Raw genomic sequence first — 13,697 nt, 5'->3', positions numbered from 1 at the left:
GACAGGGGCCGAACGTCTGGTGGGCAGCGGCGAGGAGGTGAGGTGGAGGGCCGGGCCGGAGGGTGGCGGAGTGAGGGGCTGTCGAGAGGCGGGACGCCGGGAGAACAGGACAGGGCGGGACCGGGCAGGCCTACGGGCGGACGGGCGCCGGACCCGAGCTGGCGCGCACCGTCAGCTCGGGCGCGAGCAGCACGACCTCGTCGCTTCCCCGCCCGGCGAGCTTGGCGAGCAGCTGCTCCACCGCATGCCGCCCCATCTCCTGCGCGGGCACGGCGACCGACGTGAGCCGCACCGAGGCCTGGGCGGCGACCTGCTCCGGGCAGACCGCCACCACCGACACGTCCTCGGGCACCGCCCGGCCCTGCTGGCGCAGCAGGGCGAGCAGCGGCTCGACCGCCGACTCGTTCTGGACGACGAACCCCGTGGTGCCGGGGCGTTCGTCGAAGACACGGGCGAGGGTCGCGGCCATCGCGTCGTAGCCGCCCTCGCAGGGGCGGTGCAGCAGCCGCAGGTCCAGCTCCCGGGCGCGGGTGCGCAGCCCGTCGAGGGTGCGTTCGGCGAAGCCCGTGTGCCGTTCGTAGACCGCGGGAGCCTCGCCGATGACGGCGATGTCGCGGTGCCCGAGGCCCGCCAGGTGCTCGACGCACAGCGCGCCGGTGGCCCGGAAGTCGAGGTCGACGCAGGTGAGCCCGGCGGTGTCCGCGGGCAGCCCGATGAGCACGGACGGCTGGTCCGTGCCCCGCAGCAGGGGCAGCCGCTCGTCGTCGAGTTCGACGTCCATCAGGATCATCGCGTCGGCCAGTCCGCTGCCGGTGACGCGGCGCACCGCGTCGGGGCCCTCCTCGCCGGTGAGCAGCAGGATGTCGTACCCGTGGGTGCGCGCGCTGGTGGCGACCGCGATGGCGATCTCCATCATCACCGGCACGTACATGTCCGTGCGCAGCGGGATCATCAGGGCGATGATGTTCGACCTGCTGCTGGCCAGGGCGCGGGCGCCGGCGTTCGGGTGGTAGCCGAGTTTCCGGATGCTCTCCTCGACACGCTGCCGGGTGGTGAGGGAGATGGACCGCTTGCCGCTGAGGACATAGCTCACCGTGCTTGCCGAGACTCCGGCGTGCTGGGCGACCTCGGCGAGGGTGACCATCCAGCTCTCCAAGCATTGTGAAGCGCTTCGACAGCGCGCGGGGCGGACGAGGGTCGGTGAAAGTGGTTCGACAGTAGCCTCAGCGACGGTGGGTGTCCATAGTTCGTCGAAGCGCTTCGACGGCTTTCTCGCCCGCCCTTCCGCCTGCGGGACTCACGGCGGGGCCTCGGCCGAACGGACGCACGAAGGGTGGCGGGGCCACCCGGGATCGGGTACATACGATCGGGTAGCACCGATCAGTAACGTACGTCCGCGACTGCGCGCAGGACGAACCGCGGCGGTCTTCTCGGACGTACCGTCCCCCGATGCCGATTCGCGGCGAGGTGAGCCTCATGTCCGCCCCCACCACCCCCTCCTCCCGACCCACCGTCACCGAACGTGAGGCCCGCCAGGTCGCCGAGGCGGCCCGGGAACAGGACTGGCGCAAGCCCAGCTTCGCCAAGGAGTTGTTCCTCGGCCGCTTCCGCCTCGACCTTCTCCACCCCCACCCCGTCCCCGCCGACGAGGACGTCCGGCGCGGCGAGGAGTTCCTCGCCAGGCTGCGCGACTTCTGCGAGACGAAGGTCGACGGCTCCGTGATCGAGCGCGACGCGCGGATCCCGGACGAGGTGATCACCGGACTGAAGGAGCTGGGCGCCTTCGGCATGAAGATCGGCACCGAGTACGGCGGCCTCGGCCTCACCCAGGTCTACTACAACAAGGCCCTCGCCCTGGTCGGATCCGCCAATCCCGCGATCGGCGCGCTGCTCTCCGCCCACCAGTCGATCGGTGTGCCGCAGCCGCTGAAGATGTTCGGCACGCGGGAGCAGAAGGACACCTTCCTGCCGCGCTGCGCCCGCACCGACATCTCGGCGTTCCTGCTCACCGAACCGGACGTCGGCTCGGACCCGGCGCGCCTGGCGACCACGGCCGTGCCGGACGGGGACGACTACGTCCTCGACGGCGTGAAGCTGTGGACGACCAACGGCGTCGTCGCCGACCTGCTCGTCGTCATGGCCCGCGTACCGAAGTCCGAGGGCCACCCGGGCGGCATCACCGCGTTCGTCGTGGAGGCCGCCTCCGAGGGCATCACGGTCGAGAACCGCAACGCCTTCATGGGCCTGCGCGGCCTGGAGAACGGCGTCACCCGCTTCCACCGGGTGCGGGTCCCGGCCGCGCACCGCATCGGCCCCGAGGGCGCGGGGCTGAAGATCGCCCTGACCACGCTCAACACCGGCCGCCTCTCGCTGCCCGCCATGTGCGTCGGCGCGGGCAAGTGGTGCCTGAAGATCGCCCGCGAGTGGACGGCGGTGCGCGAGCAGTGGGGCAGGCCGGTCGCGCTGCACGAGGCGGTCGGCTCGAAGATCTCCTTCATCGCGGCGACGACCTTCGCCCTGGAAGCGGTCCTCGACCTCTCCTCCCAGATGGCCGACGAGGACCGCAACGACATCCGCATCGAGGCCGCCCTGGCCAAGCTCTACGGCTCCGAGATGGCCTGCCTGATGGCCGACCACCTGGTCCAGATCCGCGGCGGCCGCGGCTTCGAGACCGCCGCCTCCCTGGAAGCCCGCGGCGAGCGCGCGGTGCCGGCCGAGCAGATCCTGCGCGACCTGCGCATCAACCGGATCTTCGAGGGTTCCACCGAGATCATGCACCTGCTGATCGCGCGCGAGGCCGTCGACGCCCACCTCTCGGTCGCGGGCGACCTGATCGACCCCGACAAGACCCTGTCCGACAAGGCCCGGGCGGGCGCGCAGGCGGGCGTCTTCTACGCCAAGTGGCTGCCGAAGCTGGTCGCCGGGCCGGGCCGGCTCCCGCACGCGTACTCCGACTTCCACCCGTCCGGCCACCGGGACCTGTCCGGACACCTGCGCTACGTCGAACGCACCGCCCGCAAGCTCGCCCGCTCCACCTTCTACGCCATGTCCCGCTGGCAGGGCCGGATGGAGACCAAGCAGGGGTTCCTGGGCCGGATCGTCGACATCGGCGCGGAACTGTTCGCGATGAGCGCCGCCTGCGTCCGCGCCGAGCACCTGCGGGCCGGGGACGACCACGGCCGCGAGGCCTACCAGCTCGCGGACGCCTTCTGCCGCCAGGCCCGCATCCGCGTCGAGGAACTCTTCGGCCGCCTGTGGACCAACACCGACGACCTCGACCGCAAGGTCGTCCAGGGCGTGCTGGGCGGCACCTACGCGTGGCTGGAACAGGGCGTCGTCGACCCGTCCGGAGACGGTCCGTGGATCGCGGACGCGTCGCCCGGCGCCTCCCGGCGGGAGAACGTGCACCGCCCCATCAGGTGACCCCGCCGGCCCCGGCTGCACGGCGAGGTCCCGCCCGGGGCCGTGGGCGCCCCTCCCGACCGGACACCGGCCCCAGGGGGGCGGGGGCGTAGGTGTGTCCGGGCGGGGGCGCCTTGGCACTCGGCCGGGGTCGCTGGTGTGTCCGGGCGGGGGCGCTTTGGCACCCGGCCGGGAACGCCGAGTCCGGGCGGGTGACGCCCCCGCACCCGCGCGGGCGCAGCCGGGACGACCCGGTGGAGGACGCCTCGCACCCGGGCGGGGAACGACCGTCGTCCGAGGGGAGACGGTCCCGCACGCCGCCTCCGCCGGACCTCGCGCCACCCGTGCGAGGGACGCGCTGTCCCCCCGCAGGGCGCTTGCGGCAACAATGGGGGGATGACCGACAGTCCAGCCCCCCTCGCCGACCCCCACCTCGTGTACGACCCGGTGGCGGGCGACGGCCCGAAGGACGTGGTGATCCTCGGGTCCACCGGCTCGATCGGAACCCAGGCCATCGACCTCGTGCTGCGCAACCCGGACCGCTTCCGGGTCACCGGCCTGTCCGCCAACGGCGGCCGGGTCGCCCTCCTGGCCGAGCAGGCGTACCGGCTGAGGGTGCGGACCGTCGCCGTCGCCCGCGAGGACGTCGTCCCCGCGCTGCGGGAGGCGCTGAGCGCCCGGTACGGCAGCGGGGAGCCGCTCCCCGAGATCCTCGCCGGTCCCGAGGCGGCCACCCGGGTCGCCGCCTCCGCATGCCACACCGTCCTCAACGGCATCACCGGCTCCATCGGGCTGGCCCCGACCCTGGCCGCCCTGGAGGCGGGCCGCACCCTCGCGCTGGCCAACAAGGAATCGCTCATCGTCGGCGGTCCACTGGTCAAGGGCCTCGCCAAGCCGGGGCAGATCATCCCGGTCGACTCGGAGCACGCCGCCCTCTTCCAGGCGCTCGCCGCCGGTACCCGCGCCGATGTGCGCAAGCTGGTCGTCACCGCCTCCGGCGGCCCGTTCCGGGGCCGTACGAAGGAGCAGCTGGCGGGCGTCACCGTCGAGGACGCCCTCGCGCACCCCACCTGGGCCATGGGCCCGGTGATCACGATCAACTCCGCCACCCTCGTCAACAAGGGCCTGGAGGTGATCGAGGCCCACCTGCTCTACGACATTCCCTTCGACCGCATTGAGGTGGTCGTGCACCCGCAGTCGTATGTCCACTCGATGGTGGAGTTCACGGACGGATCGACCCTGGCCCAGGCGACGCCCCCCGACATGCGCGGGCCCATCGCCATCGGGCTCGGCTGGCCCGAACGCGTCCCCGACGCCGCCCCGGCCTTCGACTGGAGCAAGGCCTCGGCCTGGGAGTTCTTCCCGCTCGACGACGAGGCCTTCCCGTCGGTGAGCCTGGCCCGGCACGTCGGGGAGCTCGCGGGCACGGCCCCGGCGGTGTTCAATGCCGCCAACGAGGAGTGCGTCGAGGCGTTCCGCTCCGGCGCGCTGCCGTATCTCGGGATCATGGAGACCGTCACGCGGGTGGTCGAGGAGCACGGCACCCCCCGTACGGGAACCTCGCTCACCGTCGCGGACGTCCTCGAAGCGGAGACCTGGGCGCGGACCCGGGCCCGGGAACTGGCGGCACAGACGGCGGAGGCCCGTGCATGACGACCCTGATGTTCATCCTCGGCATAGTCCTCTTCGCGGTCGGCCTGCTGTTCTCGATCGCCTGGCACGAGCTGGGGCACCTGTCCACCGCCAAGCTCTTCGGCATCCGCGTGCCGCAGTACATGGTCGGCTTCGGGCCGACGCTCTTCTCGCGCAGGAGGGGCGAGACCGAGTACGGCGTCAAGGCCATCCCGTTCGGCGGCTACATCCGCATGATCGGCATGTTCCCGCCCGGCGCCGACGGCCGGCTGGAGGCCCGCTCCACCTCGCCCTGGCGCGGCATGATCGAGGACGCCCGCTCGGCCGCCTTCGAGGAACTGCAGCCGGGTGACGAGAAGCGCCTGTTCTACACGCGCAAGCCCTGGAAACGGGTCGTCGTGATGTTCGCGGGCCCGTTCATGAACCTGGTCCTCGCGGTGGTGCTGTTCCTCGTCGTCCTGATGGGCTTCGGCATCTCGCAGCAGACCACCACCGTCAGCTCCGTCTCCCAGTGCGTCATCTCGCAGACCGAGAACCGCGACGACTGCACCCGGTCCGACCCGGCCTCCCCGGCCGCCGCGGCCGGCCTCCGCGCGGGCGACAGGATCGTCGCCTTCGACGGCGTACGGACCGACGACTGGGACCGGCTGTCCAACATGATCCGCGCCAACCCCGGCGAGAAGGTGCCGGTCGTCGTCGAGCGCGACGGCCAGGAGGTCACCCTCCAGGCGACCATCGCCACCAACAAGGTCGCCAAGAAGGACTCCAACGGCCAGATCGTCGAGGGTGAGTACGTCACCGCCGGCTTCCTCGGCTTCAGCGCCGCCACCGGCGTGGTGAAACAGGACTTCGGCCAGTCCGTGACCTGGATGGGCGACCGCATCGGCGACGCCGTCGACTCCCTCGCCGCCCTGCCCGCCAAGATCCCCGCCCTGTGGGACGCGGCCTTCGGCGACGGTCCCCGCGAGGCCGACTCCCCGATGGGTGTCGTCGGCGCCGCACGGGTCGGCGGCGAGATCGCCACCCTCGACATCCCGCCCACCCAGCAGCTGGCCATGTTCGTGATGCTGGTGGCCGGCTTCAACCTCTCCCTGTTCCTGTTCAACATGCTCCCGCTGCTGCCGCTCGACGGCGGCCACATCGCGGGCGCGCTGTGGGAGTCGCTGCGCCGCAACGCGGCCAAGGTGCTGCGCCGCCCGGACCCGGGCCCCTTCGACGTGGCGAAGCTGATGCCGGTGGCCTACGTGGTGGCGGGCATCTTCGTCTGCTTCACGCTGCTCGTCCTGGTGGCGGACGTCGTCAATCCGGTACGGATCAGCTGAGGGGCGCAGGGTTCGGCTGTTCCAGTCGTTCGGGATGTTCCAGATGTTCCGGACCATCAGAACGATCCGACGAGAAGCCCGATCCGGGGAGCATGTCCCTCCGGATCGGGCTTCACGCCGGTCGCCCGCCAGATGGACGCCAAAGGGTGTATCTCCCGTACGCCGCGTGCCCGGCGTTCACGTCGGTGCCGTAATCTCGAAGGCCGGAGCCCGCCGCTGAACGGGGCCGGACCTTGATCCACGACTTGGGGTTGCACAGCAGATGACTGCGATTTCTCTCGGCATGCCGTCCGTTCCGACCAGGCTCGCCGAGCGCCGCAAGAGCCGGCAGATCCAGGTCGGGTCCGTGGCCGTGGGCGGCGACGCCCCCGTGTCGGTGCAGTCGATGACCACGACCCGCACGTCCGACATCGGGGCGACGCTCCAGCAGATCGCCGAGCTGACGGCGTCCGGCTGCCAGATCGTGCGGGTGGCCTGCCCGACGCAGGACGACGCCGACGCGCTGGCGGTGATCGCGAGGAAGTCGCAGATCCCGGTGATCGCCGACATCCACTTCCAGCCCAAGTACGTCTTCGCCGCGATCGAGGCGGGCTGCGCGGCGGTCCGCGTCAACCCGGGCAACATCAAGCAGTTCGACGACAAGGTCAAGGAGATCGCCAAGGCGGCCAAGGACCACGGCACCCCGATCCGCATCGGCGTGAACGCGGGCTCGCTGGACCGCCGCCTGCTGCAGAAATACGGCAAGGCGACCCCGGAGGCGCTGGCGGAGTCCGCGCTGTGGGAGGCCTCCCTCTTCGAGGAGCACGACTTCCGGGACATCAAGATCTCCGTCAAGCACAACGACCCGGTCGTCATGGTCGAGGCCTACCGGCAGCTCGCCGCCCAGTGCGACTACCCGCTGCACCTCGGCGTCACCGAGGCCGGCCCCGCCTTCCAGGGCACCATCAAGTCGGCCGTCGCCTTCGGTGCGCTGCTCTCCCAGGGCATCGGCGACACCATCCGCGTCTCCCTGTCGGCCCCGCCGGTCGAGGAGATCAAGGTCGGCATCCAGATCCTGGAGTCGCTCAACCTGCGTCAGCGGGGCCTGGAGATCGTCTCCTGCCCGTCCTGCGGCCGCGCCCAGGTCGACGTCTACAAGCTGGCCGAGGAGGTCACCGCCGGGCTGACCGGCATGGAGGTGCCGCTGCGGGTCGCCGTCATGGGCTGTGTCGTCAACGGTCCGGGCGAGGCCCGCGAGGCCGACCTCGGCGTCGCCTCCGGGAACGGCAAGGGCCAGATCTTCGTCAAGGGCGAGGTCATCAAGACCGTCCCCGAGTCCAAGATCGTGGAGACGCTCATCGAGGAGGCCATGAAGATCGCCGAGCAGATGGAGAAGGACGGCGTGACCTCCGGCGAGCCCTCCGTCTCGATCGCGGGCTGAACTTCCGCTCCGGCCGCGTCCCCCTCGGGGGCGGCGCGGCATATTCACGGCAGGTACAGTGCGGGAACCAGCAGAACTCAGGGTGAGGCCCCCGCACGTGTTGACGCAGACCACCTCCCGCGTGCTCGAACCGAGCGACCTGGACGCCGCGCTGGCCGTCCTCGACCGCGAGCCGGTCGCGAACGCCTTCGTGGCCGCCCGCGTCCAGATCGCCGGCCTCGACCCGTGGCGCCTCGGCGGCGAGATGTGGGGCTGGTACGCGGACGGCATGCTGACGTCCCTGTGCTACGCGGGGGCCAACCTCGTCCCCGTCTGCGCCACCCCGCGCGCCGTCCGCGCCTTCGCCGACCGCGCCCGGCGGGCCGGCCGCCGCTGCTCCTCGATCGTCGGCCCCGCCGACACGACGGCCCTGCTGTGGCGGCTGCTCGAGCCGGGCTGGGGGCCGGCCCGCGAGATCCGCACCCGGCAGCCCCTCATGGTCACCGACCGCATGCCGGCGGACATCGCGCCCGACCCCTGCGTCCGCCGCGTCCGCAAGGACGAGATGGAGCGGATCATGCCGGCGTGCGTGGCGATGTTCACCGAGGAGGTCGGCGTCTCCCCGATGGCCGGCGACGGCGGTCTGCTCTACCAGGCCCGGGTCGCCGAACTCGTCGGCTCCGGCCGCTCGTTCGCCCGCTTCGACCCCGACGGCAAGGTCGTCTTCAAGGCCGAGATCGGCGCCGCCACCGACCGAGCCTGCCAGATCCAGGGCGTCTGGGTGGCCCCCGAGTACCGGGGCAAGGGCCTCGCCGCCCCGGGCATGGCGGCGGTCCTGCGCTACGCCCTGGCGGACGTCGCACCGGTGGCGAGCCTGTACGTCAACGACTTCAACACGGCCGCGCGACGGACGTACACACGGGTGGGGTTCCAGGAGGTCGGCGCCTTCATGAGCGTGCTGTTCTGACGGACCCGCGAGGGCGACCGTACGCCGTGCTGAACCGGTCCGGGACGCGAGGGCGACCGCGTGCCGTACGTCGCGCTGAACCGGCCTGGAACGCGAGGGCGACCGTACGCCGTGCTGAACCGGTCCGGGACGCGAGGGCGACCGTACGCCGCACGTCGAACCGACCGCCCCGGGACGCCGCCCCGGGCACCACCCCGCGAACGCCCCGCGAACCGGACGTGATCCGGTGGACCGCCCGGGTAGGCTCCCCGCCATGGAGCTCGTGATCGGCCCCTTGGACCTCGCCGCGCACGTGGACGAGGCCCTCGCGGTCCAAGCCGCCGCGTTCGGACTCGGCCCCGACGAGGTGGCGGTCCGCCGCCAGATCGTCCTGCGCCACCTGACCCACCCGGGCGCCAGGGCCCTCGGCGCCACCGCCGGAGGCGACCTGGTCGGCTTCGTCTACGGCATGCCCAACGACCGCGCCCACTGGTGGTCCACCGTGGTGGAGCCCCACCTCCGCGCGGAGGGCAACGACGGCTGGCTCGACGACTCCTTCGTCATCACCGAACTCCACGTCCACCCGGCCCACCAGCACCGAGGCGCGGGCCGCACCCTGATCACCACGCTCACCGACGGCGCCGCCGAACCCCGCTCGATCCTCTCCGCGATCGACACCGAGAGCCCCGCCCGCGGCCTCTACCGCTCCCTCGGCTACCAGGACCTCGCCCGCCGGGTCCTCTTCCCCAGCGCCCCCAAGCCGTACGCCGTGATGGGCGCCCCGCTGCCGCTGCGCAGGCCGTAACCGATTTCCGCGTCACGGGAGGGCCCGGCTAACCTCGTTCGTCATCACCCTCACGCAGCAGGAGACACGAGAACCATGGCGAACGCACCGGTCCAGCGCATGTCGAAGTTGTTGGCGAAGACGCTGCGCGACGACCCGGCGGACGCCGAGGTCCTCAGCCACAAACTGCTGGTCCGCGCCGGCTACGTCCGCCGCACCGCCGCCGGCCTCTGGAGCTGGCTGCCGCTCGGCAAGAAGGTGCTCTCCAACGTGGAGCGGATCGTCCGCGAGGAGATGGACGCCATCGGCGCCCAGGAGGTGACCCTCCCCGCCCTGCTGCCCCGCGAGCCCTACGAGGCCACCGGCCGCTGGGACGAGTACGGACCCGAGCTGTTCCGCCTCCAGGACCGCAAGGGCGGCGACTACCTCCTCGGCCCCACCCACGAGGAGATCTTCACCCTGCTGGTGAAGGACCAGGCGTCCTCCTACAAGGACCTGCCGGTCATCCTCTACCAGATCCAGAACAAGTACCGCGACGAGGCCCGCCCCCGGGCCGGCATCCTGCGCGGCCGCGAGTTCCTGATGAAGGACTCCTACTCCTTCGACGTCGCCGACGAGGGCCTCGCCGAGTCCTACGCCCTGCACCGCGCCGCCTACCAGCGCGTCTTCGAGCGCCTCGGCCTCGACTACCGCATCTGCGCGGCCACCGCCGGCGCCATGGGCGGCTCCCGGTCCGAGGAGTTCCTCGCCCCGGCCGAGGCCGGCGAGGACACCTTCGCGGACTGCCCGAACTGCGACTTCGCCGCCAACACCGAGGCGATCACCTACGCGCTCCGGCCCGTGGACGCCGCGGACGCGCCCGCCGCCGAGGACATCCCCACCCCGGACACCCCCACCATCGAGACCCTCGCCGCCTCCCTCGGCGTCCCGGCCTCCGCCACCCTGAAGAACCTGCTCGTCAAGGTCGACGGCGCGATCGTCGCCGTGGGCGTCCCCGGCGACCGCGAGGTCGACATGGACAAGGTCGAGGCGCACTTCGCCCCGGCCGCCGTCGAGCTGGTCACCGCCGAGGACTTCGTGGGCCGCCCCGACCTGGTGCGCGGCTACGTCGGCCCGCAGGGCCTGGGCGAGAAGGTGAAGTACATCGCCGACCCGCGCGTGGCGCCGGGCACGGCGTGGATCACCGGCGCCAACAGGGAACACACCCACGCCAGGAATGTCGTGGCGGGCCGTGACTTCGAGGTCGACGCGTACGTCGACGTCGTCGTGGTCCGGGAGGGCGACCCCTGCCCCACGTGCGGCACCGGCCTCAAGCTGGACCGCGCCATCGAGATCGGTCACATCTTCCAGCTGGGCCGCAAGTACACCGACGCCCTCAAGCTCGACGTCCTCGGCCAGAACGGCAAGCCGGCCCGCGTCACCATGGGCTCCTACGGCATCGGCGTCTCCCGCGCGGTGGCCGCCCTCGCCGAGCAGCACGCCGACGAGAAGGGCCTCGTCTGGTCCAAGGAGGTCGCCCCGGCCGACGTCCACGTCGTCGCCGCAGGCAAGGCCCTCCAGACCGAGCTGGCCCTCGAGGTCTCCGACAAGCTGGCGGCCGCCGGTGTCCGCGTCCTGGTGGACGACCGGGCCGGCGTCTCCCCGGGCGTCAAGTTCACCGACGCCGAGCTGATCGGCGTCCCCCACATCCTGGTCGCCGGGCGCCGCTCCGCCGAGGGCGTGGTCGAACTGAAGGACCGCCGCACCGGCGAGCGCGAGGAACTCACGGTCGAGGAAGCGATCGCCCGCCTCACGGCCTGACACACCGGCCCACACAGGGGGCGCCCCCACCAGGCGGGCGCCCCCTGTGGCCTGCCCGCTCCCGCGCACACGCTCTCCGTCCGGGCCGCGCAGCGGGACCGTACCCCCCACCGGGGCGCCCGCCACCCGAACACGCCGGGGGCGGCTGACGCTCCCCTGCTCCGGGTCCGGCCGTCACCAGGCGTCCCGCGCCCCGGTTCCGGCCGTCACCAGGCGTCCCGCGCCCCGGTTCCGCCCGGCGGCGGCTGACGCCCACTCTGCTCCGCGTCCGGTTCCGAACGGCCTGTGGCCGGCGGACGCGCGGGGAGGGCGCGGGCCGACTCGCGGGACACCGGCGGCGGCCGTGAGGGCCCGCGCCCGCGGGCATCCCGTACCGGCGTGCGCACGGCCGGCCGGCGTGCCCCGCTCCGGCCCGCGACGCGCGCCCCGGCGGCCTACAGCCAGCTCGCGAACTCCAGCAGCAGCTCCGCGTCCTGCTCCCGTCCCACCCGCCGGGCCCGCACACCCGACTCGACCGCGCGGAACAGCGCCCAGCCGCGCAGCCGCTCCTGGTCGACCTCCAGCGACTCCGCGAGCCGCTTCACGCGGCGCCGGGTCGTCGAGGCGCCCGACGGCTGGGCGACGAGGTCCTCCACCCGGTCCCGCACCAACCGCGCGAGGTCGAAGGCGGTCTCGCCCACCACCGGGTCGGGACCCACGGCCAGCCACGGCATCCGCTCCCCGGCGAGGACCTTGCTCTGCCGGAACGTGCCGTGCAGCAACCTCGGCTCCGGCGGCGCGGCCAGCAGTTCCTCACGGGCCGCGAGCGCCGCCTCGACCAGCGGCGCCACCACGGGATCGGCCCCCGCGCCCGCCCGCATCGCGTCGGCCTGCCGTCCGGTCCGCTGCGCCACGGTCTCGAAGGGGTGGCCGGCGGGCGGCTGGACCCACAGCCGCCGCAGCGTGCCCGCCGCCTCCAGCAACGCCTTCGCCTCCGGCAGCGACCGCACCGAGACGTCCGGATGCAACCGCTCCAGCAGCAGGACGCCCTCCGTGGCGTCCTCGTCGAGCACCTGCACGGCACCCAGCCCGCCCCAGTGGGCCAGCGCCGCCCGCTCGCTCTGCGGACGCGCCCGGCGCGGGGCCAGCTTGAGCACCGCGAGCGTCCCGCCGGCCGTCCGCACCAGGACCACCAGGCTGCTGCGCCCGCCGGGCACCTGCACCCGCTCCACGGCCAGCTCACGCAGCGCCACGGCCCGCTCCGCCGCCTCGGGCAGCTTCTCCAGCCAGTCGTCACCGTCCGGTGCCGTCTCACCGAACGCCTTGACCAGACGCCGCGGCGGTTCGAAAGCCATGCGCGAGCCGTTCCCTTCCCGTACGGGCAGCCGTACGTGTTACGCGGTCGGAGCCGCCGGGGAGGCGGCCGGGTCCGAAGGCGGGCCCGACGCCGTGTCCGGCACCGCCGGCCCGCCGGCCCGCTCCGCGAGCCCAGGGAAGGCTACGCTCCCGCCCCGCCAGCGCACCGCCCGGACCGCAGCCTCCCGCAGGGCCGCCGCCGCGGTCGTCCGCCGGCCGCCCCCGGCGGCCCGCACCAGGTCGGAGTAGACCCCGGCCACCCGGTCCTCCAGCTCGGCCGCCAGCCGCACCGCCGTCGCCGGGTCCGGCACCGCGAAGGGCAGTGCGTACCCGGCCGCCGCGGCGACCGGCTCGCCACCGAGGCCGCGCACCTCGCGCGCCAGCGCGTCCCGCCGTGCCCGGTGCGCGTCGTACGCGGTGCGCGCCTCGGTGCGCCGTTCCTCGCCGATCCGCCCGCCGACGACCCCGTAGCCGTACACGGCGGCGTGCTCCGCCGCCAGCGCCGCCTGGAGGGCGTCCAGCTCCCGGTCCTCCGCCTCGCTCACCCGTCAGCCTCCGTCAGCAGATACACGTGCGCGGCGCCGGCCGCCGCCACCGAGGCCAGCAACCGTGCCAGCTCGCCCGGTACCCCGGGCAACGCCGCCGCCCGCCGGTCCGCCAGCTCCCGCTCGGCGGCGGCGAGCAGGGCCAGGGCGTCCTGCGCGGCGGCCGGAACCGCATCGGCTCCGTCCTGCGGCCCGGCGGCCCGCGCCGAGACCGACGGCGACGCCTTCGGCGAGGCGGTGCGGACGGCACCGAACGCCTCCGCGTGCCGTACGACCTCCGCGCGCAGCGGGCGCAGCCGCTCGGCCAGCCCCGGGTGCGCGGCCAGGACCGCCGTGTACCGCCCGGCCAGCTCCTCGCTGTCCCGGGCCGCCCGCGCGCGTGCCCGGTCGGCGGCGGACGGGTCGGTGTCCGCGCCGCCGGAACCCGGGCCGCCGGTGCAGCCGGCCAGCAGGGCGGCCCCGGCGGCCGACGCGAGCACACTCCTTCGGCTCGGCCCCGGGGCCGAGCGCGGCGATGAGGGAAACGACACGG

11 protein-coding genes are annotated in these 13,697 nt (G+C 73.3%); 7 read left to right on the top strand and 4 right to left on the bottom strand.

Going from position 1 to position 13,697, the window contains the following annotated elements; all coding sequences use genetic code 11:
- Positions 1 to 130 precede the first annotated feature (130 nt).
- Positions 131 to 1,144 carry a LacI family DNA-binding transcriptional regulator gene (locus tag ACVV2G_RS19490; protein ID WP_453844008.1) on the bottom strand — a complete coding sequence of 338 codons (1,014 nt, stop codon included), beginning with the start codon at positions 1,142 to 1,144 and terminating at the stop codon, positions 131 to 133.
- 332 nt (positions 1,145 to 1,476) lie between these two features.
- Here ACVV2G_RS19490 and ACVV2G_RS19485 point away from each other — a divergent pair, with 332 nt between their 5' ends.
- From ACVV2G_RS19485 to ACVV2G_RS19455, 7 genes are all read left to right on the top strand, one after another.
- Complete coding sequence (locus ACVV2G_RS19485; RefSeq protein ID WP_453844132.1) at positions 1,477 to 3,423, top strand: acyl-CoA dehydrogenase family protein; 1,947 nt, start codon at positions 1,477 to 1,479, stop codon at positions 3,421 to 3,423.
- Positions 3,424 to 3,798: 375 nt separating this feature from the next.
- On the top strand, positions 3,799 to 5,055 hold the full coding sequence (gene dxr, locus ACVV2G_RS19480; RefSeq protein WP_453844007.1) for a 1-deoxy-D-xylulose-5-phosphate reductoisomerase: 1,257 nt from the start codon (positions 3,799 to 3,801) through the stop codon (positions 5,053 to 5,055).
- 8 nt (positions 5,056 to 5,063) lie between these two features.
- On the top strand, positions 5,064 to 6,356 hold the full coding sequence (locus tag ACVV2G_RS19475; protein ID WP_453844131.1) for a M50 family metallopeptidase: 1,293 nt from the start codon (positions 5,064 to 5,066) through the stop codon (positions 6,354 to 6,356).
- Positions 6,357 to 6,618: 262 nt separating this feature from the next.
- On the top strand, positions 6,619 to 7,776 hold the full coding sequence (gene ispG, locus ACVV2G_RS19470) for a flavodoxin-dependent (E)-4-hydroxy-3-methylbut-2-enyl-diphosphate synthase (protein ID WP_453844006.1): 1,158 nt from the start codon (positions 6,619 to 6,621) through the stop codon (positions 7,774 to 7,776).
- Between the two features lie 97 nt (positions 7,777 to 7,873).
- A complete protein-coding gene (locus ACVV2G_RS19465; protein ID WP_453844005.1) occupies positions 7,874 to 8,722 on the top strand; it encodes a GNAT family N-acetyltransferase in 849 nt (282 codons plus the stop codon).
- A 253-nt stretch (positions 8,723 to 8,975) separates the two neighbouring features.
- Positions 8,976 to 9,506, top strand: coding sequence for a GNAT family N-acetyltransferase (locus ACVV2G_RS19460; protein WP_453844004.1), 531 nt, complete (start codon positions 8,976 to 8,978; stop codon positions 9,504 to 9,506).
- Positions 9,507 to 9,581: 75 nt separating this feature from the next.
- On the top strand, positions 9,582 to 11,285 hold the full coding sequence (locus tag ACVV2G_RS19455; RefSeq protein ID WP_453844003.1) for a proline--tRNA ligase: 1,704 nt from the start codon (positions 9,582 to 9,584) through the stop codon (positions 11,283 to 11,285).
- A gap of 434 nt (positions 11,286 to 11,719) precedes the next feature.
- Here ACVV2G_RS19455 and ACVV2G_RS19450 read toward each other — a convergent pair whose 3' ends face one another.
- The 3 genes from ACVV2G_RS19450 to ACVV2G_RS19440 are packed head-to-tail and all read right to left on the bottom strand — an operon-like array spanning position 11,720 to position 13,695.
- Positions 11,720 to 12,619: an aminoglycoside phosphotransferase family protein gene (locus ACVV2G_RS19450; protein WP_453844002.1), complete on the bottom strand. Its 900-nt coding sequence runs from the start codon at positions 12,617 to 12,619 to the stop codon at positions 11,720 to 11,722.
- Positions 12,620 to 12,658: 39 nt separating this feature from the next.
- Positions 12,659 to 13,165: a ferritin-like domain-containing protein gene (locus tag ACVV2G_RS19445; RefSeq protein WP_453844001.1), complete on the bottom strand. Its 507-nt coding sequence runs from the start codon at positions 13,163 to 13,165 to the stop codon at positions 12,659 to 12,661.
- Positions 13,162 to 13,695, bottom strand: a complete 534-nt coding sequence (locus ACVV2G_RS19440) for a hypothetical protein (RefSeq protein ID WP_453844000.1) — start codon at positions 13,693 to 13,695, stop codon at positions 13,162 to 13,164. Before ACVV2G_RS19440 ends, ACVV2G_RS19445 begins: the two co-directional genes overlap by 4 nt.
- Positions 13,696 to 13,697: the final 2 nt, after the last annotated feature.

This window comes from Streptomyces sp. JK94, from assembly GCF_053613315.1.
Note: the sequence above shows the minus strand (reverse complement) of the source record. Positions and strands in the feature narration are given on the sequence as shown.